We start from the raw sequence: 24,876 nt of genomic DNA, 5'->3' as shown, positions 1-24,876 counted from the left end.
CAGTTGTGGCAGCTAGATTTGTTGCCACTCCTATTACGAGAAGAGCAGCAAAATCAAATTGTAGGCTATGTGGTTAATTTACAGCCACAAAGAATGCAGTTGGATTTACGTCATTTCATGGCCAGCCAATACAGTGAATTTGATCAAGTTGTGGCTCAGAGTCATAAAATGCAAGCGGTGATTGAACAAGCAAAAAAATTTGCTTTATTAGATGCACCATTATTAATCCAAGGGGAAACTGGTACGGGTAAAGATCTCTTAGCAAAAGCTTGTCATCAATTTAGCTTCCGGCGTGAGCAAAAATTTATTGCAGTAAATTGTGCCGGTTTGCCTGCTGAAGATGCAGAAAGTGAAATGTTTGGGCATCGCGGTAACGGCATAGATAGTATCGGCTTCTTCGAATACGCAAATGGCGGAACAGTCTTGCTTGATGCGGTTGCCGAGCTCTCATTAGAGATGCAGGCAAAACTCTTACGTTTTTTAAATGATGGCTCTTTCCGTCGAGTGGGAGAGGATCGTGAAATTCAAGTGGATGTTAGAGTGATCTGTACATCGCAAAAATCTCTGGCTTCGCTAGTTGCAGAGGGTAAATTGCGTGAAGATCTTTATCATCGTTTAAATGTCTTAACGCTAAATTTACCGCCATTGCGGGAACGACAAGGCGATTTACCGCTATTAACGGAGCATTTTGTTACACAGATTAGCCAACAACTGGCAATTGAAAAGCCAACTTATCCACCAGAATTTGTACAAGCATTGCAAAATTACTATTGGCCGGGCAATTTACGAGAATTATATAACGCGATTTTCCGTGCTTGCAGCTTAGCTAATGGGCAATTGAGTCTAGCGGATTTAAATCTGCCAGACGATGTGCCAAATGACTTTGATCTGGATAGTCTAGCCAATCATAGTTTAGAAGAGTTAGTCGATCGCTTTGAAGCTTCGCTTTTACGCAAGTTTTACGCAGAGTATCCAAGTACACGTAAACTCGCTCAACGTTTAGGGCTTTCGCATACCGCGGTGGCGAATAAATTGCGTCTTTATGGGATTGGCAAGCAATGAAATTGAAGTTACAAGCGCTTATTTTTTCGCTGTTTTGTGCAAAATCAGCTTTGTCTGCACCGAGTATTCCCGCGAATCTCTTGCAAGATAGCTTGGTTTATTGTACCAGTGTATCTGGTTTTTCATTTAATCCACAAAAAGCCGATCTTGGCACTAATATGAATGTGGTAACGGAACAGATATATGATAAGTTGCTTAGTTTTGATGCTGAAAGCAATACGTTAAAGCCTGCTTTAGCTAAACGTTTTGAGGTGAGTGACGATGGCTTGGAAATTACATTTTATCTGCGTGAAAATGTTGCATTTCATCAAACCAGCTGGTTCACGCCTACACGCTTTTTTAACGCAGAAGATGTATTATTTTCTTTAAATCGAGTGATCGGTCAGGAAAATGCAGATTTGTCCATGACACATAAAGAAGAACAAAGTGAAATACAGCGCAATCAAAGTGATTTGGCTCGTGTTTTGGCATCTCGTACGCATTTTCCTTTTTTTGAGAGTATTGATCTTAAAAGTAAAATTGCAAAAATATCTGCACCGAGCAGCCATGTTGTTAAAATTTATTTAACGAAACCAGATAATTCGTTGCTCTCGCATTTAGCTAGTCAGTTTGCGGTAATTTTGTCGAAAGAATATGCTTTGCAATTAAATGCAGATGAAAATTTAGTGATGCTAGATTTATTACCTGTGGGCACAGGTGTGTATCAGCTCGAAAGTTATATTCAAAATGACTCTGTGCGCCTGAAAGCGAACCCTCATTATTGGGGAGAAAAAGCACATATTAGCCATATGATTGTGGATTTTTCGACTAGCGGCACTGGGCGCATGGCAAAATTCTTAAATGGTGAATGTGATGTAGCTGCATTTCCTGAGCCAAGTCAATTACAGATTTTAAAAGATGAGAAGGGCTATTTGGTAGAGCGCTCAGGGGCAAATCTTGCCTACTTGGCGTTTAATTTTGACCGAGCGATTGCATATGATATTACACTGCGTAAGCGTATTACTCAGGCAATTAATCGTCAGAGAATTGTACAGATGCTATTTTATGGCAGAGCAGAAGTGCCACAAAATGTTGTGCCTCAGGTATTAGCCGCGGTAGAGAATCTCACTAGTTATCCTTACCAAGAAATACAGCATCGACAAGAGCCTCAGTTTGATAATAAGCCGTTGATACTGTGGGTGGTGGATGAAAAGCGAGTATATAACGCAAATCCAATGAAAATGGCAGAGATGATCCGCTTTGATCTTGCTCAGGCGGGTATTCCTATTAAAGTAAAAGCGGTTAGTCGAGCTTATTTAACGCAGCGTTTGGAAGAAGAAAATGCTGACTACGATATGATTTTAAGTGGTTGGCTTGCGAATGATTTTGACCCAGATAGTTTTTTATCGTCTATGCTTGCCTGTCAAGCGAAAAACTCAGTGACAAATTTAGCAAACTGGTGTAACGATGAATTTGATCATGTGCTGAATTACGCCCGATTAACGCAAGACAATGCTTTACGTCAGCTACTTTATCTGCAAGCGCAGCGTATGCTTGAAGAGCAATTACCGCTTTTCCCATTAGTAAATGTAAAACGTTTGTTGGTCGCGAATAATGATGTGGAGAAAGTGGATATTACCCCTTTCGGACAGGTAAATTTATCTAAAATGAGATTGAAATAATGCTGATTCGCTTTATTCAGAAGCTATTATTGACCTTAATCACATTAGGAATTCTATCAATAATTAGTTATAACATTCTGCTGCGAGATCCGATTTATCAGTTTGATAGCTATGCTATTACAAACTATTTCGGCTATTTACAGGATTTTTTACGAGGTGATCTGGGGATTAGCCATAGCACAGGTGAGCCGCTATTAAAGCAGATTTTGCAAGTATTCCCCGCTACTATCTCATTAACGGTAGCTGCCATAGTATTGTCTCTACTGCTCGGTATTCCGCTTGGTTTTTTAGGTATTACACAACGTAAAAACATATTTGGCAAGTTATTGCTATCCTTGGGTTCATTAAGTCTTGCAGTACCTGTATTTTGGTTAGCCATTGTTTTACAGGCGTATGCATCAATGAATAGCTGGGAAATTGCGGCTATGGGTGAAATCCACCCAATTTATGCTGTGCAGAGTATTACAGGAGTTAAACTGATTGATATTTTTTTATCAGATAGCCCATATAAGCTGAAGATGATGCAAAGTGCCTTACAGCATTTAGCGTTACCTACGCTCATATTAGCAGTACCGGCGACATTGGAAACAATGCGATTCACAGCAGAACGCGCAGAATATGTATTAAGACAGAATTACGTTAAAGTGGCGCGTACACGAGGGTGGTCTCCACTAAAAGTATGGTATCGGCACGTTTTACGCAATACTTTGCCACCACTAATCCCGATGATTGCACGGAATGTCACTTTAGTATTCGCATTTAGCATGTTGGTCGAGAATGTTGTGAGCTGGGGGGGGATTGGTCGCTGGCTAATTAATGCGCTTGCACTACAAGATTATCAAGCGATTTCAGCCGGTGTAATGGCAATTGGGGTCTTTGTCTTAGGCGTTGATCTTTTAGCCAGCTTGGTCACGACATTGTGTGACCCTTCGCATAAAAAGGATTGGTTTAATGCTAAATAATCAAGAGCCAGAACAATTTCGTCAGCAGGATTATTTTCGTCAGTTTTGGCAGCAACTCCGTAAAGATCGGCTAGCACTCATTAGTTTAGTGCTATTCATCGCGTTGTTGATATTAGTTTTTGCGGGTTATTTATTAGCACCTTACAGTTCAGATCAGCAATTTGTAGGGTTTGAGCTTATGCCCCCTTCATGGAGCAATGAGGGACAAATTAGTCATTTTTTTGGCACAGATAATTTAGGGCGAGATGTCTTTAGCCGTATTTTATACGGTTTTTATTACACCGTGGGCTCGGCACTCTTGATTAGTGCTTCAGTAGCTATTATTGGTGGAATTATAGGGATTCTGACTGGAATCCAAAAAGGAAGCCCTATATTGTTGCTTAGCCATCTATTTGATACTTTTTTATTTACGCCGGTGTTACTGATAGCAATTATTATTGCTACGCTAATGACTCCGAATTTGATCAATGCGATGCTTGCGGTATTTTTAGCACTACTACCGCATTTTATTCACCGAATCTATCAAACAACAAGACGTGAATTAAAACGTGAGTATGTGGTGACATTAATTTTAGATGGTGCAGATAAATGGACACTGATCAAAAAGGTAGTCTTGCCAAATGTAAGTATTGTGGCGATTAAAGAGCTCTGTCAGATTTTTACGATCGCGGTAATTGACATTAGTGCGCTTAGCTTCATTTCATTGGGCGCAGAAAGCCAAACAGCAGAATGGGGAGCAATGATTCGTGATGCAATCGACCTAATTTATATTGCGCCTTGGACAGTCGTATTGCCTGGCTTAGCCATCGTGTTTAGCGTGCTTATCATTGCATTGCTTGGTAACAGCATCGTACGTGTGTTACGTCAATATCGTCATTAACGAGGAAATATGGCTTTATTAGATATTCGGCATTTAAGTATTGAAATTGATACGCCTAATGGGCGGATTAAAATGGTAGATAATATCAATTTAACGCTTGATAGTGGTGATGTATGTGGCTTAGTTGGAGAGAGTGGCTCTGGTAAAAGTTTGATTGCAAAAGTTATCTGCGGCTTAGTTAAAGATGAATGGATTGTTAGTGCAGATCGCTTTCGGTTCAATGACGTAGAACTTTTAAAGTTGTCGCCACACCAGCGGCGCCAATTAGTGGGAGGAGATATTTCTATGATCTTTCAAGACCCTCTATCCTGTTTGGACCCTAGCCAACCTATTGGGAAACAACTTATTCAAACTATTCTATTTAAAGGTAAGTGGTGGCAATTTTTTACTTGGCGTAAGCGTAAAGCAATAGAATTGTTGCATAAAGTTGGCATTAAAGATCATCAAGATATTATGCAAAGTTATCCCTGTGATATTACAGAAGGTGAGGCGCAGAAAGTCATGATTGCGATGGCAGTAGCAAATCAGCCAAGGTTGTTAGTGGCGGATGAACCAACTAATACCATGGAGCCGAGTACACGCTTGCAAATATATCGCTTGTTATCCAGCATGAACAAAAACCTCGGTACTTCTATTATTCTGGTGAGTAATGAGATTCAAAGTATCTATAAATGGGTCGATCATTTTAATGTGCTATATTGCGGACAGACCGTGGAGATTGCTGATAAAGAAACATTGATGAAAAGCCCTTATCACCCTTATACATCCGTGTTGCTCAATAGTGTGCCGGATTTTTCGAATCCATTGCCGTTTAAAAGCCATTTAAATAGTTTAAAAGGCGCTGTACCCATGTTGCAAAATATGCCAATAGGTTGCCGCCTTGGGCCTCGTTGTCCCTTTGCGCAACGGAAATGTGGGCAAAAGCCACCATTACGTAAACTTAAACAGCATGAATTTGCTTGTCATTTCCCAATTAATTTTCGTGAGCAAAACTTATTGCGCAAAGAAGAAAATATACCGATTGTGGTAAATGAAAAAGAAGCATAGCCATTTAATTGTATTATTAAGCTATAAGGCAATGAAAAATTGCCTTTAGTTTATTCGTTTGATGAGTGTGAACTTGTTTTTTTTGTGTGAGCTTGTTAGAGTTCGCGCATTTTGAGCTGAATAGCAGAAATTAATTAGGAATAGGTATGGGAAAATCATTAGTGATCGTTGAGTCGCCAGCCAAAGCGAAAACGATTAATAAGTATTTAGGCAGTGATTTCGTAGTGAAATCCAGTGTAGGGCATATCCGTGATTTGCCAACAAGCGGTGCAGAAAAGACAGAAAAGAGCGAGAAAGCCAAGCCTATTTCTACGAAAGGGCTATCAGCGGAAGAAAAAGCAAAAATTAAAGCAGAAAAAGATCGCAATGCGTTAATTAAACGTATGGGGATAGACCCTTACCACGATTGGAAAGCAAATTATCAGATTCTTGCTGGTAAAGAAAAAGTCGTCTCTGAACTCAAGTCACTCGCTAAAAAAGCTGACCATATCTATCTCGCAACCGACTTGGATAGAGAAGGGGAAGCAATTGCGTGGCACTTACGCGAGGTGATTGGCGGAGATGACAGCCGTTTTTCTCGAGTAGTGTTTAACGAAATTACTAAAAATGCGATTAAAGCGGCTTTTGAAAAGCCAGAACAGTTGAACCTAGACCGAGTAAACGCACAGCAAACCCGCCGTTTCTTAGATCGTGTGGTGGGTTTTATGGTGTCGCCATTGCTTTGGAAAAAAGTGGCACGAGGCTTATCAGCTGGTCGTGTGCAATCGGTTGCAGTGAAATTATTAGTTGAGCGGGAACGTGAAATTAAGGCATTCCAACCTGAAGAGTTTTGGGAAATCGCCGCAACAGCACAAGCACAAAAAGGCGGGTTAAATCTTGATTTAACGCACTTTAAAGGCAAAAAGTTCTCGGCAAAAAATCAAAATGAAGCAGAGCAAGCGGTTAAAAATCTGCAAAATTCTGCATTTATTGTTAGTGAAATTGAGCAAAAACCGACTTCGTCAAAAGCCAAACCACCATTTATTACTTCAACCTTACAACAAGCCGCCAGCACTCGTTTAGGTTTCAGTGTAAAGAAAACGATGATGTTAGCTCAACGTCTATATGAAGCAGGTTATATCACTTATATGCGTACCGATAGTACGAATTTAAGCCAAGATGCTTTAGCAATGGCACGCAGTTACATTGAAGCACAATTTGGTGAGAAATATCTGCCAGGCAAACCAAATTTCTTTGCAAGTAAAGAGAAAGCTCAAGAAGCCCACGAAGCGATTCGTCCTTCTGATGTAAAAACCAAAATGGCTGATTTAAAAGGCATGGAAAAAGATGCTGAACGCCTTTACGACTTAATTTGGCGACAATTCCTTGCTTGCCAAATGCCTCCAGCGGAATATGACAGTACAAGCGTGACTGTGCAAGCTGGCGATTATGAATTGAAGACGAAAGGGCGAGTGTTGCGTTTTGATGGTTGGACGAAGGTGTTACCAATTCAAGGTAAAACCGCAGAAGACCAAGAATTGCCAAATTTAAGCAAAAATGAACCGCTTGCACTACAAGCGGTGAATCCAAGCCAACATTTTACCAAACCACCCGCTCGTTATTCTGAAGCCGCATTAGTAAAAGAGCTTGAAAAACGGGGTATTGGCCGCCCATCAACCTATGCAGCGATTATTTCAACCATTCAAGAGCGTGGGTATGTACGTGTGGAAAACCGCCGTTTCTATGCAGAAAAAATGGGCGAGATCGTCACCGATCGTCTAAATGAATCTTTTAGCGATTTAATGAACTACGATTTTACCGCCAATATGGAAGATACACTCGACCAAATTGCGAATGGTAATAGCAACTGGAAAGAAGAGCTTAACCGCTTCTTTGCAGATTTTTCAGAAAAATTAACCACCGCAGAACTCAATGAGTTAGAAGGTGGAATGCGTCCGAATAACTTGGTGGAAACCGATATTCTTTGCCCAACATGCAACCGCCCAATGGCAATTCGCACTGCAAGTACAGGGGTCTTTTTAGGTTGCTCTGGCTATGCGTTACCGCCTAAAGAACGTTGTAAAACGACGATCAACTTAATTCCCGAAGCAGAATTGTTGAACGTATTAGACGAAGAAGCGGAAACCAATGCACTTCGCCAACGCAAACGTTGCCCGAAATGTGATACAGCGATGGATAGCTATGTGATTGATCCAGAGCGTAAAATTCATATCTGTGGTAATAATCCAAACTGTGATGGTTATGTGATTGAGCAAGGTTCCTTTAAAATCAAAGGCTATGACGGCCCTGTAGTAGAATGTGATAAGTGTGGTGCGGATATGCACTTAAAACTGGGGCGTTTTGGCAAATATATGGGTTGTACTGCTTGCGAGAATACGCGTAAAGTGTTGAAAAGCGGTGAAGTTGCACCACCAAAAGAAGATCCAATTCCATTCCCAGAGTTAAAATGTGAAAAATCAGATGCGTATTTTGTATTGCGAGATGGGGCTAGTGGGGTATTTATGTCGGCTCATAATTTCCCTAAATCACGAGAAAGTCGCCCTGCTAAAGTGGCAGAATTAGCCCAATATCGAGAACGTTTACCTGAAAAATTACGTTATTTAGCTAATGCTCCAACACAGGATCCTGAAGGTAACGAAGCCGTGATTCGCTTTAGCCGTAAAGAAAAACGTCAATACGTGAATTCAGAAAAAAACGGTAAAGCAACAAAATGGATTGTGGATTATATTGATGGAAAATGGGTAGAGCGTAAAAAGGCATAGTAGGCAAAGTGGTTGCTAATAATTATTTCATTGAATTGTTAGCAACTTTTTTTATGCAAAAATCCTGTATAAACAATATCTTACTAAACTGGCATAGGCACTTCTTACCGCGCGATGTTTATAAGGATATTTCCCTTTTTCATTCGGTTTATCAGACCGTTCATTTAAAAACGCCTTGTGTTTTTCAAAGCAATAATATAAACGTAGATAAAATTCATTTTTTGAACTTTCTTTTAAAGTTTTGACGATAGTTTTTAATTCTCTCCCTGCGTCTGATTGATGTTTTTTTCTTAATGCTCTCATCACGATTGCAACCATATGATATTGACAGATTTGTGTAGGAGTATCGAATAAATCTTTCAGTAGCCCTCGCCTAGCATCACAGGTAACCGATTTAATGATATAGTCTTTTTCTCTCAGTTTGTTGGGTGCTTTCTTGTAATAAATATATTTTTCTGTTTTGACAATTTGATGGTAAATCACTTTCTTAGATAATGTCTCCATAAAAACCATTACACCAAATTTTCTATGAAAAAAGCTCGTATCAATAAGTAGATTTGAATATTTGCTTTGTGGGAAAGATAATGCTTTTTTAGGGGATTTATCAATATACCTTTGAATAGTTCTTATCGAACAATGATATTTTTCAGATAATTGAAGGTAAGTTTGTTTACCCTCTGTAAACTCAAGCCATATTTTCAGTGGGGCTAATTTTTTCTTAAAGGTAAATGTTTTTAGACAGGCATTGCACTTATAGCGTTGAATATTATTTCTTACGCCATATTTACGGATATGTGGATTTTGGCAAAAAGGACAGTTTTTTTGCAACCATTTTTCTATTATGTCTTATTTTGCGGATGTGTTGATGAAATAAAAAAACCGCTGAAAGCGGCCTCTTAAAATTTGGTGCCTAGGGTCGGACTCGAACCGACACGGTTATTCACCGGCGGATTTTGAATCCGCTGCGTCTACCAATTTCGCCACCCAGGCAAGGTGATTCTGTTTTAAACTCGTTTTGTTACTGACAAGAGCAACAAAACGAGCGTTATTCTAAGGGAGATGCTGAGATGATGCAAGTAGAAATAAGGGTAGGCTGATTCGTTTGCTTTAAATTTCAACGGCATTGCCTAAAATACCGAATAATATCGCAATAAATATGCCTATTCCCACATAGTTATTATTTAAAAATGCCTTGAAACAAGCCTCGCGTTCTCTTAGTTTAGTTAATTTGCATTGGTAACTAAACAGGCTTGCTGTTAGGGCTAAAGCCAAATAGTAAGCGCTAGAAAAACTTTTTAAATATGCAAAACTTACCAATAACATTAGCGCAATAAACTGTAACAAAGCGATAATTTTATTATCGTATTGTGCAAACAGAATGGCGGTTGATTTTACGCCAATTCTTAAGTCATCATCGCGATCAACCATCGCATATTGTGTGTCATAGGCAACTGTCCATGCTAAATTAGCAAAAAAGAGTAGCCAACATTCTAATGGTAATGCCTCTTGTATTGCACCATATGCCATTGGAATTGACCAGCCGAAAGCCATGCCAAGCACAAACTGTGGCAAATGGGTATAACGTTTCATAAAAGGGTATACAAAAGCTAATGCAACAGCAATAAATGAAAGTGCGATCGTATATCGATTTAAATGAAGCACTAAGAAAAATGAAACTGCTACCAATAGAGCAAATAATGCTTTGGCTTCATTTTCAGTTACTTTCCCTGTCGCTAAAGGGCGTTGTGCGGTGCGTTTAACACTACCATCAATATGACGGTCGGCATAATCATTGATCACGCAACCAGCAGAGCGCATAAGCAAAACGCCAAAGAGAAAAATTAGCAGGATTTTTATATCAGGCACGCCATTTTGTGCTGAAAATAATGCCCACAGTGTCGGCCAAAGTAATAGCAGTGTACCAATAGGTTTATCTAATCGCATCAGTTGGATATAACCTTGGCATTTTTCTCGGGTAAAATGCGATTTCATCTATTCTCCACAAACACAAACAACAACATCACTATGACTAAGATGGTGGCTTAATTCTAAAGGTAGCGGATTATCTGTAACGATATAGTCCACATCTCGAATATTGCCTAAACGTACAATAGCATTACGGCTAAATTTGGAATGATCGGTCACAAGTATTACTTGGCGAGCGTTACGCATTAAGGCTTTTTTTACTTGTACTTCATGATAATCATAATCCATCATAGAGCCATCGGCTTCCACCGCACTAATGCCTAAAATGCAATAATCTAAGCGGAATTGGTTAATAAATTCCACCGTTGCCTCACCGATAATCCCTCCATCGGTACGTAGTACACCGCCAGCAAGGGTAATCTTAAAATCTTCTTTTTGCATCAATAAATATGCTGCATTGAGATTATTGGTGACGACTCTTAAATTCTGGTGAGCTAAAAGTGCATGAGCAACGGCTTCTGGCGTTGTGCCTATATCAATAAATAATGATGAACCATGGGGAATCAGCTTGGCAACTTCTTGACCAATACAGCTTTTCTGCTGAGAAAAGAATTGTTTACGGTCAATATAATCACTGTTTTCCGTTGTTGATGGTGTTGCTGCACCGCCATGGTGACGACGGATCAGATGATTTTCTGCCAATTCATTTAAATCACGTCGAATTGTTTGAGAACTCACTTTGAGCTCTTCGACTAACTGTTCTGTACTAACATAACCTTGTTGTTTGACTAACTCCAAGATCTTATTGTGGCGTAAAGTTTGTTTCATGCTTTTCTCTATTTTGTATTTTTTGAATGGAAAAAGACCGCTTGCAAGCGGTCTCTTCCTGAGAAAATTTTACCAAATTAAAGTTTTTCAACGAGATCTACCGCATAGCCGATATAGCTTGCTGGTGTCATCTGTTTTAAACGCTCTTTTTCCGCTTGTGGTAAATTAAGCCCATCAATAAACTGACGCATTGCTTCGCCGGTTACCCGTTTACCGCGGGTAAGCTCTTTCAATTTCTCGTATGGTTTTTCGATACCATAACGGCGCATCACAGTTTGAATTGGCTCTGCCAATACTTCCCAGTTTTGATCTAGTTCATCAAGTAAATTCTGTTGATTGACTTCTAATTTGCTAATACCTTTTAAGGTTGAGGCGTAAGCAATTAACGCATAACCTAAACCAACACCTAAATTACGCAATACTGTAGAATCTGTTAAATCCCGTTGCCAACGAGAGACTGGGAGTTTGCTAGCTAAGTGGGCTAATACTGCATTAGCTAAACCTAAGTTACCCTCAGAATTTTCAAAATCAATCGGGTTTACTTTATGTGGCATTGTACTTGAGCCAATTTCGCCTGCAATCGTACGCTGTTTGAAGTGATTTAATGCAATATAACCCCACATATCGCGGTCAAAATCTAACAAAATAGTGTTAAAACGAGCAACACAATCGAAAAATTCAGCGATATAGTCGTGTGGTTCAATTTGCGTGGTATATGGATTCCACGTTACACCTAAAGATTGTTCGATAAACTCTTGGCTAAATTGATGCCAATCTACTTCAGGATAAGCAGAAAGGTGGGCATTATAGTTGCCTACAGCTCCGTTGATTTTAGCAAGAATTTCAATTTGTTGTAGCTGTTGTAATTGGCGCTCTAAACGATAAGCAACATTTGCAAATTCTTTGCCAATTGTACTTGGTGTAGCAGGCTGTCCGTGAGTGCGGGACAGTAAAGGAATATCTTTATATTGCACAGCAAGCGTTTTTACCGCATTAATTAATTTTTCCCATTCAGGTAATAATACTTCTTCGCGTACTGTTTTTAACATTAAGGCATGAGAGGTATTATTAATATCTTCAGAAGTACAAGCAAAGTGGATAAACTCACTAACTTTCGCTAATTCAGGCACGGCTTCACTTTTTTCTTTTAGAAAATATTCCACCGCTTTTACATCATGGTTAGTGGTGCGTTCAATAGTTTTAATTCGCTCTGCATCTGCCAGTGAAAATTCGCTGACAATTTTATTCAAATATGCATTAGCTTCGGCGGAGAAAGAGGGAACTTCCTGAATTTGAGGGTGGGAGGCGAGTTTTTGTAGCCAGCGCACTTCAACCGTCACACGGTATTTCAATAAACCAAATTCACTAAAGATAGGACGTAATGCCGAGACTTTATCTTGGTAACGTCCATCAATTGGCGAAAGTGCGGTTAAGGCGGTAAATTGCATAGAATAAGCTCCTGTAAGTCTAGCGAGATGAATACAACGATTGCGTTGTGTTAATTAATTTTTTGCGCGCGAGAAAGAATTGCCAACGGCTACCTCCAACTTGTTGCCATAAAATACCTGCTCGTACACCGGCTAATAGGCTGGCGCGAACTTTATTTTGAATATCGGTTCGGGAAAGTAGCTCTTGCAAACCAAAAACCTGAATTCGAGTCCCCATTGGGCTGATAATATCGCTGTAAATAGCAGCAATACTACTCAGGATTTGGGCGTGCAGAATATCGTTATCGTAGAGGGGCAATTGGCGCTCAAGTTGTTGCAAACGGCGAGCGAGCTCTGCTTTAGCTTGTGGGTTTTTATTTAATTTACGGCTTAGGGCAAGTATGCCAATCCAGTAGCGACTAACTTCAGCATCAATTTTTCCAGGTTTACCACCAAGTTGTGCAAGCGCTGTTTCGAAGCCTATCGAAAGGTTGGCAGGATTATCGCCAAACACATGAAGCGTAGAATCAGGCTGGGTAATCAACAGGCTCTGTAGTGAAGTTTTAAAATATGTTTGCTCTACATTACCGGTATGGGCAAACTGATAAACCAATTCTGCACATTGGCAAACACCAGCAAAAGCGATAGAAATGTCTTGATAATTGCTCATTTGTAGCCGTAATTAACAAAAATTGACGCAGAATATAGCATTTTTTCCACCATTTTTGAATGCCGATTCTTGTTATCTTCACAATATTATGCTTTTTCACAAAATCCCCTTGTATTTCCCTATATCGCCCCCATAATGTGCGAATTGTTTTTATGGAGAGCAAATCGAATGGCAAGAAAAAAGAAATTATCTATTGACCTTCCATTACTACCACTGCGTGATGTCGTGGTTTTTCCGTTTATGGTTATGCCACTTTTTGTGGGGCGAGATAAGTCGGTAAAAGCCTTGCAAACGGCAATGGAAAGCAACAAACAGCTTTTCTTGGTCACCCAAAAAGATCCCAATGATGAAGATCCTACCTCTGAGGATATTTATCATTTTGGGGTCATTGCGAATATTATTCAAATGTTGAATTTGCCTGATGGCACGGTAAAAGTGCTCGTTGAAGGGCAAGTACGGGCAAAAGCTGAAAAGGTTTTTGACGACGAAAATGGTTTTTGGGCATCTGTCACCCCACAAGTTTCAGAATTTGATGATGAGAATGAAGAACTTAAAGCAATTTCGAAAACTGCGCTGAGTGAATTTGAAAATTACGTTAAAACAAACAAAAAAGTACCATCAGAAATTCTTCCGAAGCTACAAAAAATCGCTTTTGAAGACCGTCTAGCTGATACCATGGCTGCCAACCTTATTGCTCCTGTTGCAAAAAAACAAGCGTTGCTTGAAGAGTTAAATCTGGTGGCACGTTTCGAGGCTTTATTAGTCGCAATGGCAACTGAAATTGATACGATGGAAACTGAAAGTCGTATCCGTAATCGTGTTAAACAGCAGATGGAAAAAAATCAACGTGATTACTACTTAAACGAGCAAATTAAAGCGATTCGTAAAGAACTTGGCGGGGAAGACGAAAGTGAAGCGAGTGAGCTAGATAAGCTCAAAGAGAAAATTACCGCAGCAAAATTGCCAAAAGAGGTGCAAGAAAAAGTTGATAGCGAATTTAATAAATTAAAAGCGATGCCACAAAGCTCTTCGGAAGCAACAGTGGTACGTAGCTATATTGATTGGATTTTGCAAATGCCGTGGCACAAGCGGTCTGTGGTGAAGAAAGATTTGCAAAAAGCCCAAGAAACGCTAGATAAAGATCACTACGGTTTAGAGCGTGTCAAAGAACGCATTGTGGAATATCTTGCGGTGCAAAGCCGTTTGAATAAACTCAAAGGCCCGATTCTTTGCTTAGTAGGCCCACCAGGGGTGGGTAAAACTTCACTGGGTCAATCTATCGCTAACGCAACAGGGCGTAAATATACCCGTATGGCATTAGGTGGCGTGCGTGATGAAGCGGAAATTCGTGGTCATCGCCGTACTTATATTGGCTCAATGCCGGGTAGCCTAATGATGAAAATGGCGAAAGTCGGTGTGAAAAACCCGCTCTTCTTGCTTGATGAAATTGACAAAATGGCACAAGATATGCGAGGTGACCCTGCATCAGCCTTACTTGAAGTGCTAGATCCAGAGCAAAATAAAGCGTTTAACGATCACTATTTGGAAGTGGATTTTGATTTATCCGACGTGATGTTTGTGGCAACCTCAAATTCAATGAACATTCCACCTGCATTACTTGACCGTATGGAAGTGATTCGCTTATCAGGCTACACCGAAGATGAAAAAATGCACATAGCCAAAGAGCATCTAATTGCGAAACAGATGGAAAATAACGGCTTAAAAGAAGGCGAATTGACCATTGATGACAGTGCCGTGATGGGCATTATTCGTTATTACACTCGTGAAGCTGGTGTGCGTAGCTTAGAACGTGAAATTGCAAAAATTTGTCGTAAAGCTGTGAAAGCGTTAGTGTTAGATAAAAAATTAAAATCTATCACGGTGAATGACAGCAATTTGCACGATTATTTAGGTGTTCGCCGTTTTGATTATGGCAAAATGGATAGTCAAAATCGCATTGGTGAAGTAACAGGTTTGGCGTGGACAGAAGTGGGTGGTGATCTACTGACAATTGAAACTGCCTCAGTACCGGGTAAAGGCAAATTCTCTTACACGGGATCACTCGGTGATGTGATGAAAGAGTCTATCCAAGCGGCAATGGTGGTGGTACGTTCTCGAGCAGAAAAATTGGGCATTGCCGAAGATTTCTATGAAAAACGAGATATCCACGTGCATGTGCCAGAAGGTGCAACGCCAAAAGATGGCCCGAGTGCTGGTATTGCAATGTGTACCGCACTTGTATCTAGTTTAACGGGCAACCCTGTGCGCAAAGAAGTGGCGATGACCGGTGAAATTACCTTGCGTGGTAAAGTGTTGCCAATTGGTGGTTTGAAAGAGAAATTACTCGCGGCGCATCGTGGTGGGATTACAACGGTGATTATTCCAAAAGAGAATGAAAAAGATTTGGAAGAGATCCCAGAAAATGCCAAAGCAGCACTTTCTATTCACCCTGTGGAAACCATTGATGAAGTGTTAGCGATTGCATTGGAAAATCCGCCAGAAGGGGTAGAAATTTTACCTACTCTTGCGAAAGGCAAAGGGATTAAAGTGAAAAAATCGAAGGCAACCAGCGCCTTACAATAACCATTCACAAACTAAGCACCGTGCAAGCGGTGCTTTTTTCTTACTATTTTGCAAAATCTTCCTGAAAATTCACCGCTTGTCCGTTCAAACATAGCTCAGTTTAAGGTAGAATTAACGCCAAATTTTTCTAGATAATTCAAACTATGGCAAAAAAACCTAAAGTGTCGGATAACACTATTGCTCTGAATAAACGAGCAAGACACGACTATTTTATTGAAGATGAGATTGAAGCTGGTCTTGAATTACAAGGCTGGGAAGTGAAAGCTCTACGTGCAGGAAAGGGTAATATTAGCGATAGCTATGTGATTTTCCGTGATGGCGAAGCCTTTTTGTTTGGGGCAATGATTACCCCTTTAACTGCGACTTCAACCCATATCGTTGCCGATCCGACTCGTACTCGTAAGTTACTGCTGAAAAAACGTGAACTTGATAGCCTATTTGGCAAAGTAAACCGTGATGGTTTTACTATTGTTGCTACGGCAATGTACTGGAAAAAAGCATGGGTGAAAGTCAAAATAGGCTTAGCAAAAGGTAAGAAACAACACGATAAACGAGATGATATCAAAGACCGAGAATGGCAACGTGATAAAGCTCGAATTATGAAAAATGCGAATAGATAATTCGTAAAATAAGCGGTTACAAATTAACAAAATTTTGCAAAATAAGGAAACAACATGATCGATCAAAATTTACTGCGTACTAATCTTGCGGAGGTCGCAGACGCACTCAAAACCAAACGTAATTTCATTTTGGACGTGGAAAAAGTTCAAACGCTTGAAGAACAACGTAAAAATTTACAAGTGAAAACCGAGACTTTGCAAGCAGAACGTAATGCTCGTTCTAAATCTATCGGTCAAGCCAAAGCCCGTGGTGAAGATATTTCTGCATTGCTTGCCGAAGTAGATAATATGGGCAATGAACTCGACGATGCCAAAGTAGCATTAGATAAAGTACAAGCTGAAATTCGTGATTTACTTTTGACTATTCCAAATTTACCCGCAGATGAAGTGCCACTTGGTAAAGATGACACGGAAAATAAAGAAATTTTACGTTGGGGCGAACCACGCCAATTTGATTTTGAACCAAAAGATCACGTAACTCTTGGTGAAAGTTTTGGCGGTTTAGACTTTGCCGCAGGTGCAAAATTAACTGCCAGTCGTTTTGTGGTGATGAAGGGGCAAATTGCACGCTTGCACCGCGCTATCTCACAATTTATGTTGGATTTACATACAGAACAACACGGCTATATCGAAACCTATGTGCCTTATTTAGTTAATCATGATACGTTATATGGCACAGGACAATTACCAAAATTTGGTGAAGATTTATTCCACACTCAACCACTTACAGGACAAGATCCGAATGAAGTGCAACGTGCTTTTGGTTTAATCCCAACAGCAGAAGTGCCAGTAACCAACCTTGTGCGTGATGAAATTATCGATGAAGCCGATTTGCCAATTAAAATGACTGCTCATACACCTTGTTTCCGTTCAGAAGCGGGATCTTATGGGCGTGATACTCGTGGCTTAATTCGTATGCATCAATTTGATAAAGTGGAATTAGTACAAATCGTTGCGCCTGAAAAATCAATGGAAGCTTTAGAAGAGCTAACAGGACACGCCGAGAAGGTGTTGCAGTTGCTTAATTTGCCATACCGTAAAGTGATGCTTTGCACGGGCGATATGGGCTTTGGTTCTTGCAAAACTTATGATTTAGAAGTATGGGTACCTGCTCAAAATACCTATCGTGAAATCTCTTCTTGCTCAAATATGTGGGATTTCCAAGCACGTCGTATGCAAGCACGTTGCAAGGCAAAAGGTGAGAAGAAAACTCGCTTGGTTCATACCCTAAACGGTTCAGGCCTAGCAGTGGGACGTACGCTTGTCGCCGTGCTAGAAAACTACCAAAATGCTGATGGCTCAATTACTGTGCCAGAGGTATTAAGATCTTATATGAATGGCCAAGAAGTCATTAAATAATACAGTCAAAAGCCAGAACCTCAGTTCTGGCTTTTTTATATTATTCAGCAGGGAATAGGAATGGATTAATTGCACTACGTGCGAATGATTTTTCTTCCATCTCTGCATCAAGAAATAGGCTTGCTAAATCATCCGCTGCCGCTTCGACATAAGGATCTTTATCTTGATAGAGAATTTTCAGGTAACTACCACAATCACCACAGCTTTCTGCTTTAATTGGCGCATCAGCTTTATCTAAGCTCCAATAATCTAATTTCCCCGATTGTTCACAGTTAGAACATTTTGCGCGTACGACATGCCATTCACTTTCACACAGTGCACAATGTAAATAGCGTAAGCCCTGCGTTTCACCGAAATGTACCACGCCGGCAACAGGCGCTGAACCACATACTGGACAATGACAACGTTCGCCAGTTTCTGTCTGCATATTACGAGGTAATTGCTGCGCTAATTGTAACCAATAAAGTGATAATGCTGCCCATAAGAAAACAGCTTTATCCGCACCAACCTCATGTAAATGGCCATTCAGTAACCGTTTAGCTAGTATGTCTAGCTCAGTCTCAGAAGCTTTTTTCAGCCAATCTAAGGTTGCGTTTACTGTTTCATTAGCATGAAAATGGGGGCTAAGTTCATCAATGAGCAAGCTAAGCAATTTACGCCACTCGGCATCTGGTTGGAACTGTTGTATATCAAGCGGTGCAATTCCATGATTTTTTTGCAAAATATTTTCAAGCTCAGCATGGTGATCAGCAATTGGATGATGCTCTAGTACTTTAGCTTGCGCTGCAACAATTTGTGCAGCAAACATAAGATAATCTTTAAAGGGGTGTTTTTCGGCCAATTGCTGAAGGCGCTTTTCACGTCTGGCATATAAATTTTTCGGATTAGCATAAAGCAACGCTGGCGTGTGCAATGAACTGGCTGCTTGTTTGATATCATGTTCAGGAAGAATTCGGATCGACATGGCTTTCCCCTAGTAAAATAAAATGGCATTTTAGCTAGGGTCTGTGGATAATTCAATGAAGCAGCGTTATCGTTTACAAACAATTTTTTCAAAATCGTTAAAATTTTTGAATTTTTTTGAACTTTACTTTCAGAGCTTAGTCTGATAGAGCGCTAGATGCTTAAATGGATATAGCGAAGTTTTTTTCATTTCCTTAGGTAAGACCTCCGCCCGCTTTCGATTGTTGATTGCGGGCTTTTTTTTATTGTTCTCTCTTTAGCAGACAAACTTCTGTTAAATAAAAATGCAATCAAATCAAATAGTTCCATAGTTTGATTTGAGTCATTTGTTGAAATGCCTATTTTATTTATAATAAGAAAAATTATTTTATGGATATAGATATGCAGCGAGAACAATGGTCCTGTTTAGTTGATATAAAAGGAGAACTGTCGGAATGGGAGGATGGCGAGGGCAAAGTATTTTTGTCTCGTTTTAGACAGGTTATTGACTATGCGCGGGCGTTATTCCATTCTAGGCATCAGAATCTTTGTTTCTACTATCAGCATGAACAAAATTGGTATCGGTTTACTCTGAGTTTGCATCAGCCTTATTTGGCGTTAGTCCGTTGCAGCTGGATTAAACAGATTCCTTATCAATTGAGTGAGCGAGAGTTACAAATTCTAACTTTGCTGAGCCATGGGTTAAGCAATAGTGAAATTGCAGAAAGCCTTTTTATTAGCAATCGAACTGTGGCGAAACACGTGGAACATATTTTTGATAAAGTTGGGATCAATAATCGTACATTGTTGGCGATTTTTGCTACACAGCATTATTTATATTGTTTGCCTACGCCAGCACAACTAGAACATTCTATTTTGCCGACATTTGAAATTGAGCAATTAGTGGCACAATTAGCAGACAGACACCAAGTAGAAAAGAGTCCTAGCACAAGCACATTCTTGGCAAATTGTGCAGATAAGCCGATTACTATAGGGATTCCGTTTGTCGAAAGTGGCTTAGGGCAAATTGATACAGAAGAATTATTGAATGGTTCACAACTGGCGGTAGAGCAGATCAATCGCCAAGGTGGTATTCATGGACGGAAAGTTCAATTAGTGAAATCTGCTTATCAAGTGGAAGAAAAACAGAGTATTATCAATGCCTATCAACAGCTTTTTGATCAGGAAGTTGAGGCAATATGTACTAATTATGCTTGTTATTTACCTGAAGTGCATGATTTGGTTGCGAGCGAGGGTATTCCTTACTTACATGATGCGAGCCATAGTGGATCACAAAAATCGGGAAGAATTGGTAATATTTTCCAAGTCTGTGCCAGCAGCATTAACTATGGGCTAGGCGTGGTGCGCTTTTTGCAGGCATATCAAGCCAGCTATCCGATGTTATTGAAAAATCGCCGCGTAGCGATAGTGACTGTAAAATGGCAATGCATTGATATTGGGATGGATGAACTGGTTGCCTCTTTGCGCAAACTTAATTGGCAAGTTGAGGTAGTTGAGTTAGAAAAATCAACAAATGTTTTTCAGCAAGCAATGGTGCAACTGCATAATATTGATCCGACTTTAATTGTCTTTGCCTCTTATTTTACAGAGGATATTCTTAACTTTTATGCGGCGTTCATTGCGCAACCACTCAATGCTGTATTATATGCCATCTATTCACCAAGTACGTTACAACCGCATCAGCAGTTGTGTGAAGGCGTTGTTTGGGCAACGACAACGGGGCTTGCTTCTACTTATGCGGGTAAGCAATTTAACCAGCTTTATCAAAATACTTTTGGTAAAGCACCGAGTTTTTCACAGGCCAGCCTTGCGTTTGACCAAATCAATATCTTAGCGAATGTTTGGCGTAAGAGCGATTATCCCCGCCACTTTAAACAAGTGACACAAGGTATTCGTACGCTAGTGAATCATGGCATCAATGGCTCGTATTTTTTTGGTAATGAACACCAAATTGGGCTAACGTATCCAGATAGTACGACCGATCTCTCAATTAGTCAGCCGCATTTGATCTATCAAATTCAGCAGGGGCGTAATACCGTTATTGCACCAAGCTTATTTGCTGAAAGCCATTTCAAATTACCTAACTGGTTTGAACTGAAATAACTTTTTGCAAATTTTGGCTGAAAATAGCCCGCTTGCAACCCACACAAATTTGATTTTTATCAAATCTCTTTAGAACAACTGCCACCAATACGCAAGTTTGCGTATTGAGGCAGTTATATCGCCTAAATAAAATAATACCGTAGTTCCTTTCAGGTTGTAGGTCTCCTTTCCTTATCGGTAATGATATTCCCCACACAACTCCTCATTGCCGATTTTAGGATAAAACCTATCTTAGTATTTTATTTGGAGTGATTATTCGATGAGTAAATTGAAAAAGTCCCTAGCAATTCTTGGCTTAGTGGGGCTAGGTGCTGCATTATTTGGTGGCACACAATATGCTATGCATAAAACCAGTACAACAGAATTTTGTGTCAGTTGCCACTCTATGAGCCACCCGAAAGAAGAATGGGAAGGTAGCGTACACTTTGCCAATCGTAAAGGGATTCGAGCTGAATGCCAAGACTGTCATATTCCACATGAAGGTATTGATTACCTTAAAACTAAAGTATTTGCGGTAAAAGATTTATGGCATACCTATGTCACCAATAAACTTCCTGATCAGGAAGCTTTTGAAGCACATCGCTTAGAAATGGCGCAAAAAGTTTGGGATGATATGAAGGCCAACGATTCTGCAACTTGTCGTTCTTGTCATAGTTTTGATGCGATGGTGCTCTCTGAGCAAAAAGAAGCTGCCCAGAAAATGCATAAACTTGCAATGGAAACCAATCAAACCTGTATTGATTGCCACAAAGGGATTGCGCATTTTATGCCTGAGGTTGAAGTTGATAGTGCTGCTGCATTAGGTGAGCTCGCAAAGCATGGTGCAGAATTTGGCACAAATGATAAAACTTTATTCTCGTTGGCAATGAACAGTGTTCAGCTGCAACAAGGCGGAGAAGTCCGTTTATTGCCATTTGCAGAAATGAGTAACTGGAAAGAAGAAAATGGCAAGGTAACCGCAACCGTGAAAGGCTGGCAACAAGCTGGTGCTGAAAGCGTAGTGTATGCGGGGCTTGGTCAGCGAATTATGGTTGCGTTGCTTGGTGCAGAAGAACAAGCTAAAGTAACGGTATTAAATACTGTTCACGATAGCGTAACAGATTCTGATTGGAAAGAAATTAGCTTTGAGATTATTGCCGATAAAAACAGCGTGACTGCAAATATTAATGCCTTAAATGCTTTTGGTAATAATCTGAATGAAACCCATTGTAGTGGTTGCCATGCTGCGATCAGTGCTGATCATTACACAGCAAATCAGTGGATTGGTGTGGTGAATTCAATGAAAGACAGAACATCAATGTCTGCTGACGATGTACGTGCAGTAACAATCTATCTGCAACGTAATGCAAAAGATATTAAAGGCAGCTCACACTAGATTGTCAGTTAAGTGATAAAAGCGAAAACAGCCATGTTTTCGCTTTTTTGTAAGCGGTTCTTTTTGCAAAAAATTCTGCAAAAAGAACCGCTTGTTATTTATACTATTATGAAAGGTTTTCATAAATAAATGTGAAATATCTCATTTTTCTTCACATAAAATTTATGATTGAATAGGCGTTATTCCAGAACACAATACAGGGAAGTAATATGACAGCCTATTTTAAATGCCGAGTGCAAACCCTTGAATTTAATGAAAACTATCAACCCGATCAAAGCACTCGTTTAACCACCAATTTTGCCAATTTAGCGCGCGGTGAAAACCGTAAACAAAATCTGCAAAATGCGATTGCAATGATTAACAAACGTTTCAATGATTTGGCCAATTGGGATAATCCAACCGCAGATCGCTATTCGGTAAAATTAGAAATCGTTTCTATGGATATTGATGTGGAAGGCAACGGTGAATTTTTTCCGGGTGTGGAATGGTTAAAAACGTATGTCGTTGATCATAAAACAGGTAAAACCATTGATGGTATTATCGGCAATAACTTTTCCTCTTTTGTGCGTGATTACGATTTTAGCGTGCTATTGCGTGATTTTAACAAAGATAAGCCAAATTTTACCGTGCCTGACAACTATGGTGAACTACATGGTAAATTATTTAAACATCTGCTTGATTCGCCTGAATACAAAGCAAAAAATAACAAACCTCCCGTGCTTTGTTTAAGTGTAGCAACGACTCGTACTTACCAAAAAACCACGAATGAACACCCAATTTTAGGTGTAGAATACCGTCAAGATGATTATTCTTTAACGGACGACTATTTTGCCAAAATGGGCTTAACGGTACGCTATTTTATGCCACCAAAATCCGTTGCACCTTATGCGTTCTATTTTGATCAAAATGCAGATCTGCTTAATGATTACACCAATTTAGAATTGATCAGCACGATTGCAACAATGGAAGCCTTCCAAAAAATTTACCGCCCTGAGGTGTATAACGCCAACTCAGTGGCAGGGCAGGTATATAAAGCCAGCCTCAATTATGAAGATTATTCGGTAACCAAAGTAGAATATGACCGTGTAGAGCGTACCGAGCTTGCGATTAAACAAGGTGAATATGCCCAAACACATTTTATTCAGCCGTTTAAAGCCATTTTAGATGCTTGGGTGAATGAAAAATAAAAACTAATTTAATAGGGCGGACACATTGGTTCGCTCCTACCCGTTTTCAATAATAGGAAAATAACGAATGAGTAAAATTCTTCTTCCCACTTCTACTGCAGGCAGTTTGCCAAAACCTGCTTGGCTTGCTGAGCCTGAAAAATTATGGTCAGAATGGAAATTAAGTGGCAGTGAACTGTTACAAGCAAAAAGAGATGCGCTTTTAGTCTCTTTGATGGAACAAACTGCGGCAGGCATTGATATTGTCAGTGATGGTGAACAAACACGTCAGCATTTTGTGACAACCTTTATTGAGCATTTAGAAGGCGTGGATTTTACTAAACGTGAAATTGTACGAATCCGTAATCGCTATGAAGCGAGTGTACCAAGTGTTGTTGGGGCGGTACATCGCCCTAAATCGGTATTTGTTGAAGATGCTAAATTCTTACGCCAACATACCGATAAACCGATTAAATGGGCGTTACCCGGCCCAATGACAATGATTGATACCTTGTTTGATGGGCATTATAAAAGCCGTGAAAAATTAGCGTGGGAATTTGCCAAAATTCTTAACGAAGAAGCCAAAGAATTGGAAGCGGCGGGGGTAGATATTATTCAATTTGACGAACCTGCATTTAATGTTTTCTTTGATGAATTAAATGATTGGGGAATTGCCGCCTTAGAACGTGCTGCCGAAGGGCTAAAATGCGAGACAGCGGTGCATATCTGCTACGGCTATGGCATTAAAGCGAATACGGATTGGAAACAGACGCTAGGCAATGAATGGCGACAATATGAAGAAAGCTTTCCTAAACTGCAACAATCTAAAATTGATATTATTTCACTGGAGTGCCAAAACTCAAAAGTCCCAATGGATCTACTTGAATTAATTCGTGGCAAAAAAGTGATGCTGGGAGCGATCGATGTGGCAACAAATGTGATTGAAACCCCAGAACAGGTTGCCGATACATTGCGAAAAGCGTTGCAATTTGTGGATGTGGAAAATCTCTATCCTTGCACCAATTGCGGCATGGCACCGCTTTCACGCGCAGTAGCACGAGGTAAACTCAACGCACTTAGCCGAGGGGCTGAGCTTTTAAGAGCAGAGCTAGCAAGTTAATTAAGATTGAAGATGAAAGACGAAAACAGCAATGTTTTCGTCTTTTTGTTATACAAGCGGTCTATTTTGCATATTTTTTGCCACATTGATCGCATAGCATAAACTTTGATCTTGCTCAAATTTGCTTCGGAATGCGTATTTTTACGTATTATGCTTTATTAGAGAGAAAACTATAATGCGACCAGTTCTTATTTCCCGACTCCGAGCCTGTTTACCTAAGTCGTTCGATATGGTGGCAGTGCCAGTGAAATTTCACTCAATGGTTAATTTGGAAACGGATTGGCCACTCCTGTTTAGAAAGGTGTCGTATTTTCAACTTCACAATGATTTGTGGAATTTGTGATACTGTAGGGGCGTACTGC

The 24,876-nt window shown here is 40.0% G+C and carries 19 protein-coding genes, 1 tRNA gene and 1 riboswitch; of the genes, 13 read left to right on the top strand and 7 right to left on the bottom strand.

Annotation, left to right across the window (positions count from 1 at the left end; translation table 11 throughout):
• Positions 1-117 precede the first annotated feature (117 nt).
• The 6 genes from EDC51_RS10910 to topA all read left to right on the top strand — a co-directional run bounded on the left by EDC51_RS10910 (position 118) and on the right by topA (position 8,374).
• A complete protein-coding gene (locus EDC51_RS10910; RefSeq protein ID WP_081733709.1) occupies positions 118-1,062 on the top strand; it encodes a sigma 54-interacting transcriptional regulator in 945 nt (314 codons plus the stop codon).
• Entirely contained in the window at positions 1,059-2,723 is a 1,665-nt protein-coding gene (locus EDC51_RS01875) for an ABC transporter substrate-binding protein (RefSeq protein ID WP_131928027.1), read from the top strand. The genes EDC51_RS10910 and EDC51_RS01875 overlap by 4 nt, the downstream gene beginning before the upstream one ends.
• A complete protein-coding gene (locus tag EDC51_RS01870) occupies positions 2,723-3,685 on the top strand; it encodes an ABC transporter permease (RefSeq protein WP_015432597.1) in 963 nt (320 codons plus the stop codon). The genes EDC51_RS01875 and EDC51_RS01870 overlap by 1 nt, the downstream gene beginning before the upstream one ends.
• Positions 3,675-4,565, top strand: coding sequence for an ABC transporter permease subunit (locus EDC51_RS01865; RefSeq protein WP_015432596.1), 891 nt, complete (start codon positions 3,675-3,677; stop codon positions 4,563-4,565). Before EDC51_RS01870 ends, EDC51_RS01865 begins: the two co-directional genes overlap by 11 nt.
• Positions 4,566-4,574: 9 nt before the next feature.
• Entirely contained in the window at positions 4,575-5,612 is a 1,038-nt protein-coding gene (locus tag EDC51_RS01860) for a peptide ABC transporter ATP-binding protein (protein ID WP_015432595.1), read from the top strand.
• Between the two features lie 146 nt (positions 5,613-5,758).
• Entirely contained in the window at positions 5,759-8,374 is a 2,616-nt protein-coding gene (gene topA, locus EDC51_RS01855; RefSeq protein WP_131928026.1) for a type I DNA topoisomerase, read from the top strand.
• Between the two features lie 51 nt (positions 8,375-8,425).
• Here the strand turns inward: topA and EDC51_RS10905 are convergent, their stop codons facing one another.
• The 6 genes from EDC51_RS10905 to hflD all read right to left on the bottom strand — a co-directional run bounded on the left by EDC51_RS10905 (position 8,426) and on the right by hflD (position 13,225).
• On the bottom strand, positions 8,426-9,202 hold the full coding sequence (locus EDC51_RS10905) for an IS256 family transposase, variant Zn-binding type (protein ID WP_249038450.1): 777 nt from the start codon (positions 9,200-9,202) through the stop codon (positions 8,426-8,428).
• 76 nt (positions 9,203-9,278) lie between these two features.
• A tRNA-Leu gene (locus EDC51_RS01845) sits at positions 9,279-9,364 on the bottom strand.
• A gap of 117 nt (positions 9,365-9,481) precedes the next feature.
• Positions 9,482-10,366 carry a 4-hydroxybenzoate octaprenyltransferase gene (ubiA, locus tag EDC51_RS01840; protein WP_025267026.1) on the bottom strand — a complete coding sequence of 295 codons (885 nt, stop codon included), beginning with the start codon at positions 10,364-10,366 and terminating at the stop codon, positions 9,482-9,484.
• Positions 10,367-11,128, bottom strand: a complete 762-nt coding sequence (locus tag EDC51_RS01835) for a DeoR/GlpR family transcriptional regulator (protein ID WP_015432590.1) — start codon at positions 11,126-11,128, stop codon at positions 10,367-10,369.
• 77 nt (positions 11,129-11,205) lie between these two features.
• Positions 11,206-12,576: an adenylosuccinate lyase gene (gene purB / locus EDC51_RS01830; RefSeq protein ID WP_015432589.1), complete on the bottom strand. Its 1,371-nt coding sequence runs from the start codon at positions 12,574-12,576 to the stop codon at positions 11,206-11,208.
• A gap of 19 nt (positions 12,577-12,595) precedes the next feature.
• Positions 12,596-13,225, bottom strand: coding sequence for a high frequency lysogenization protein HflD (hflD, locus tag EDC51_RS01825; protein WP_131928025.1), 630 nt, complete (start codon positions 13,223-13,225; stop codon positions 12,596-12,598).
• 168 nt (positions 13,226-13,393) lie between these two features.
• Here hflD and lon point away from each other — a divergent pair, with 168 nt between their 5' ends.
• The 3 genes from lon to serS all read left to right on the top strand — a co-directional run bounded on the left by lon (position 13,394) and on the right by serS (position 17,787).
• Positions 13,394-15,808, top strand: a complete 2,415-nt coding sequence (lon, locus tag EDC51_RS01820; RefSeq protein ID WP_131928024.1) for an endopeptidase La — start codon at positions 13,394-13,396, stop codon at positions 15,806-15,808.
• 143 nt (positions 15,809-15,951) lie between these two features.
• Positions 15,952-16,428, top strand: coding sequence for an SsrA-binding protein SmpB (gene smpB / locus EDC51_RS01815; RefSeq protein WP_015432586.1), 477 nt, complete (start codon positions 15,952-15,954; stop codon positions 16,426-16,428).
• A 54-nt stretch (positions 16,429-16,482) separates the two neighbouring features.
• Positions 16,483-17,787 (top strand): serine--tRNA ligase, encoded by a 1,305-nt coding sequence (serS, locus tag EDC51_RS01810; RefSeq protein WP_131928023.1) that lies wholly within the window; start codon positions 16,483-16,485, stop codon positions 17,785-17,787.
• A gap of 40 nt (positions 17,788-17,827) precedes the next feature.
• Here serS and fdhE read toward each other — a convergent pair whose 3' ends face one another.
• Positions 17,828-18,751 carry a formate dehydrogenase accessory protein FdhE gene (gene fdhE, locus EDC51_RS01805; RefSeq protein ID WP_131928022.1) on the bottom strand — a complete coding sequence of 308 codons (924 nt, stop codon included), beginning with the start codon at positions 18,749-18,751 and terminating at the stop codon, positions 17,828-17,830.
• A gap of 380 nt (positions 18,752-19,131) precedes the next feature.
• Here fdhE and EDC51_RS01800 point away from each other — a divergent pair, with 380 nt between their 5' ends.
• The 4 genes from EDC51_RS01800 (at position 19,132) to EDC51_RS01785 (ending at position 24,514) form a co-directional block, all read left to right on the top strand.
• Positions 19,132-20,853, top strand: a complete 1,722-nt coding sequence (locus EDC51_RS01800) for an ABC transporter substrate-binding protein (RefSeq protein ID WP_131928021.1) — start codon at positions 19,132-19,134, stop codon at positions 20,851-20,853.
• 259 nt (positions 20,854-21,112) lie between these two features.
• Positions 21,113-22,228: a NapC/NirT family cytochrome c gene (locus EDC51_RS01795; RefSeq protein ID WP_025267032.1), complete on the top strand. Its 1,116-nt coding sequence runs from the start codon at positions 21,113-21,115 to the stop codon at positions 22,226-22,228.
• A 209-nt stretch (positions 22,229-22,437) separates the two neighbouring features.
• A complete protein-coding gene (locus tag EDC51_RS01790) occupies positions 22,438-23,415 on the top strand; it encodes a putative oxygenase MesX (RefSeq protein WP_131928020.1) in 978 nt (325 codons plus the stop codon).
• Between the two features lie 67 nt (positions 23,416-23,482).
• Positions 23,483-24,514, top strand: a complete 1,032-nt coding sequence (locus EDC51_RS01785; protein ID WP_131928019.1) for a methionine synthase — start codon at positions 23,483-23,485, stop codon at positions 24,512-24,514.
• Positions 24,515-24,701: 187 nt separating this feature from the next.
• Positions 24,702-24,834, top strand: a riboswitch (molybdenum cofactor riboswitch).
• The last annotated feature ends 42 nt before the right edge of the window (positions 24,835-24,876 follow it).

The sequence above is a fragment of the Bibersteinia trehalosi genome, from assembly GCF_004346205.1.
GTDB classification, from domain to species: domain Bacteria; phylum Pseudomonadota; class Gammaproteobacteria; order Enterobacterales; family Pasteurellaceae; genus Bibersteinia; species Bibersteinia trehalosi.
Note: the sequence above shows the minus strand (reverse complement) of the source record. Positions and strands in the feature narration are given on the sequence as shown.

Excerpts from the sequence above, each read along its gene's own strand:
- ubiA (WP_025267026.1), bottom strand. The coding sequence starts at position 10,366 with ATGAAATCGCATTTTACCCGAGAAAAATGCCAAGGTTATATCCAACTG.
- hflD (WP_131928025.1), bottom strand. The coding sequence starts at position 13,225 with ATGAGCAATTATCAAGACATTTCTATCGCTTTTGCTGGTGTTTGCCAA.
- EDC51_RS01785 (WP_131928019.1), top strand. The coding sequence starts at position 23,483 with ATGAGTAAAATTCTTCTTCCCACTTCTACTGCAGGCAGTTTGCCAAAA.
- EDC51_RS01790 (WP_131928020.1), top strand. The coding sequence starts at position 22,438 with ATGACAGCCTATTTTAAATGCCGAGTGCAAACCCTTGAATTTAATGAA.
- EDC51_RS01795 (WP_025267032.1), top strand. The coding sequence starts at position 21,113 with ATGAGTAAATTGAAAAAGTCCCTAGCAATTCTTGGCTTAGTGGGGCTA.
- lon (WP_131928024.1), top strand. The coding sequence starts at position 13,394 with ATGGCAAGAAAAAAGAAATTATCTATTGACCTTCCATTACTACCACTG.
- serS (WP_131928023.1), top strand. The coding sequence starts at position 16,483 with ATGATCGATCAAAATTTACTGCGTACTAATCTTGCGGAGGTCGCAGAC.
- EDC51_RS10910 (WP_081733709.1), top strand. The coding sequence starts at position 118 with ATGGCCAGCCAATACAGTGAATTTGATCAAGTTGTGGCTCAGAGTCAT.
- EDC51_RS01835 (WP_015432590.1), bottom strand. The coding sequence starts at position 11,128 with ATGAAACAAACTTTACGCCACAATAAGATCTTGGAGTTAGTCAAACAA.
- topA (WP_131928026.1), top strand. The coding sequence starts at position 5,759 with ATGGGAAAATCATTAGTGATCGTTGAGTCGCCAGCCAAAGCGAAAACG.
- smpB (WP_015432586.1), top strand. The coding sequence starts at position 15,952 with ATGGCAAAAAAACCTAAAGTGTCGGATAACACTATTGCTCTGAATAAA.
- purB (WP_015432589.1), bottom strand. The coding sequence starts at position 12,576 with ATGCAATTTACCGCCTTAACCGCACTTTCGCCAATTGATGGACGTTAC.
- EDC51_RS01800 (WP_131928021.1), top strand. The coding sequence starts at position 19,132 with ATGCAGCGAGAACAATGGTCCTGTTTAGTTGATATAAAAGGAGAACTG.
- EDC51_RS01870 (WP_015432597.1), top strand. The coding sequence starts at position 2,723 with ATGCTGATTCGCTTTATTCAGAAGCTATTATTGACCTTAATCACATTA.
- EDC51_RS01875 (WP_131928027.1), top strand. The coding sequence starts at position 1,059 with ATGAAATTGAAGTTACAAGCGCTTATTTTTTCGCTGTTTTGTGCAAAA.
- EDC51_RS01865 (WP_015432596.1), top strand. The coding sequence starts at position 3,675 with ATGCTAAATAATCAAGAGCCAGAACAATTTCGTCAGCAGGATTATTTT.
- EDC51_RS01860 (WP_015432595.1), top strand. The coding sequence starts at position 4,575 with ATGGCTTTATTAGATATTCGGCATTTAAGTATTGAAATTGATACGCCT.
- fdhE (WP_131928022.1), bottom strand. The coding sequence starts at position 18,751 with ATGTCGATCCGAATTCTTCCTGAACATGATATCAAACAAGCAGCCAGT.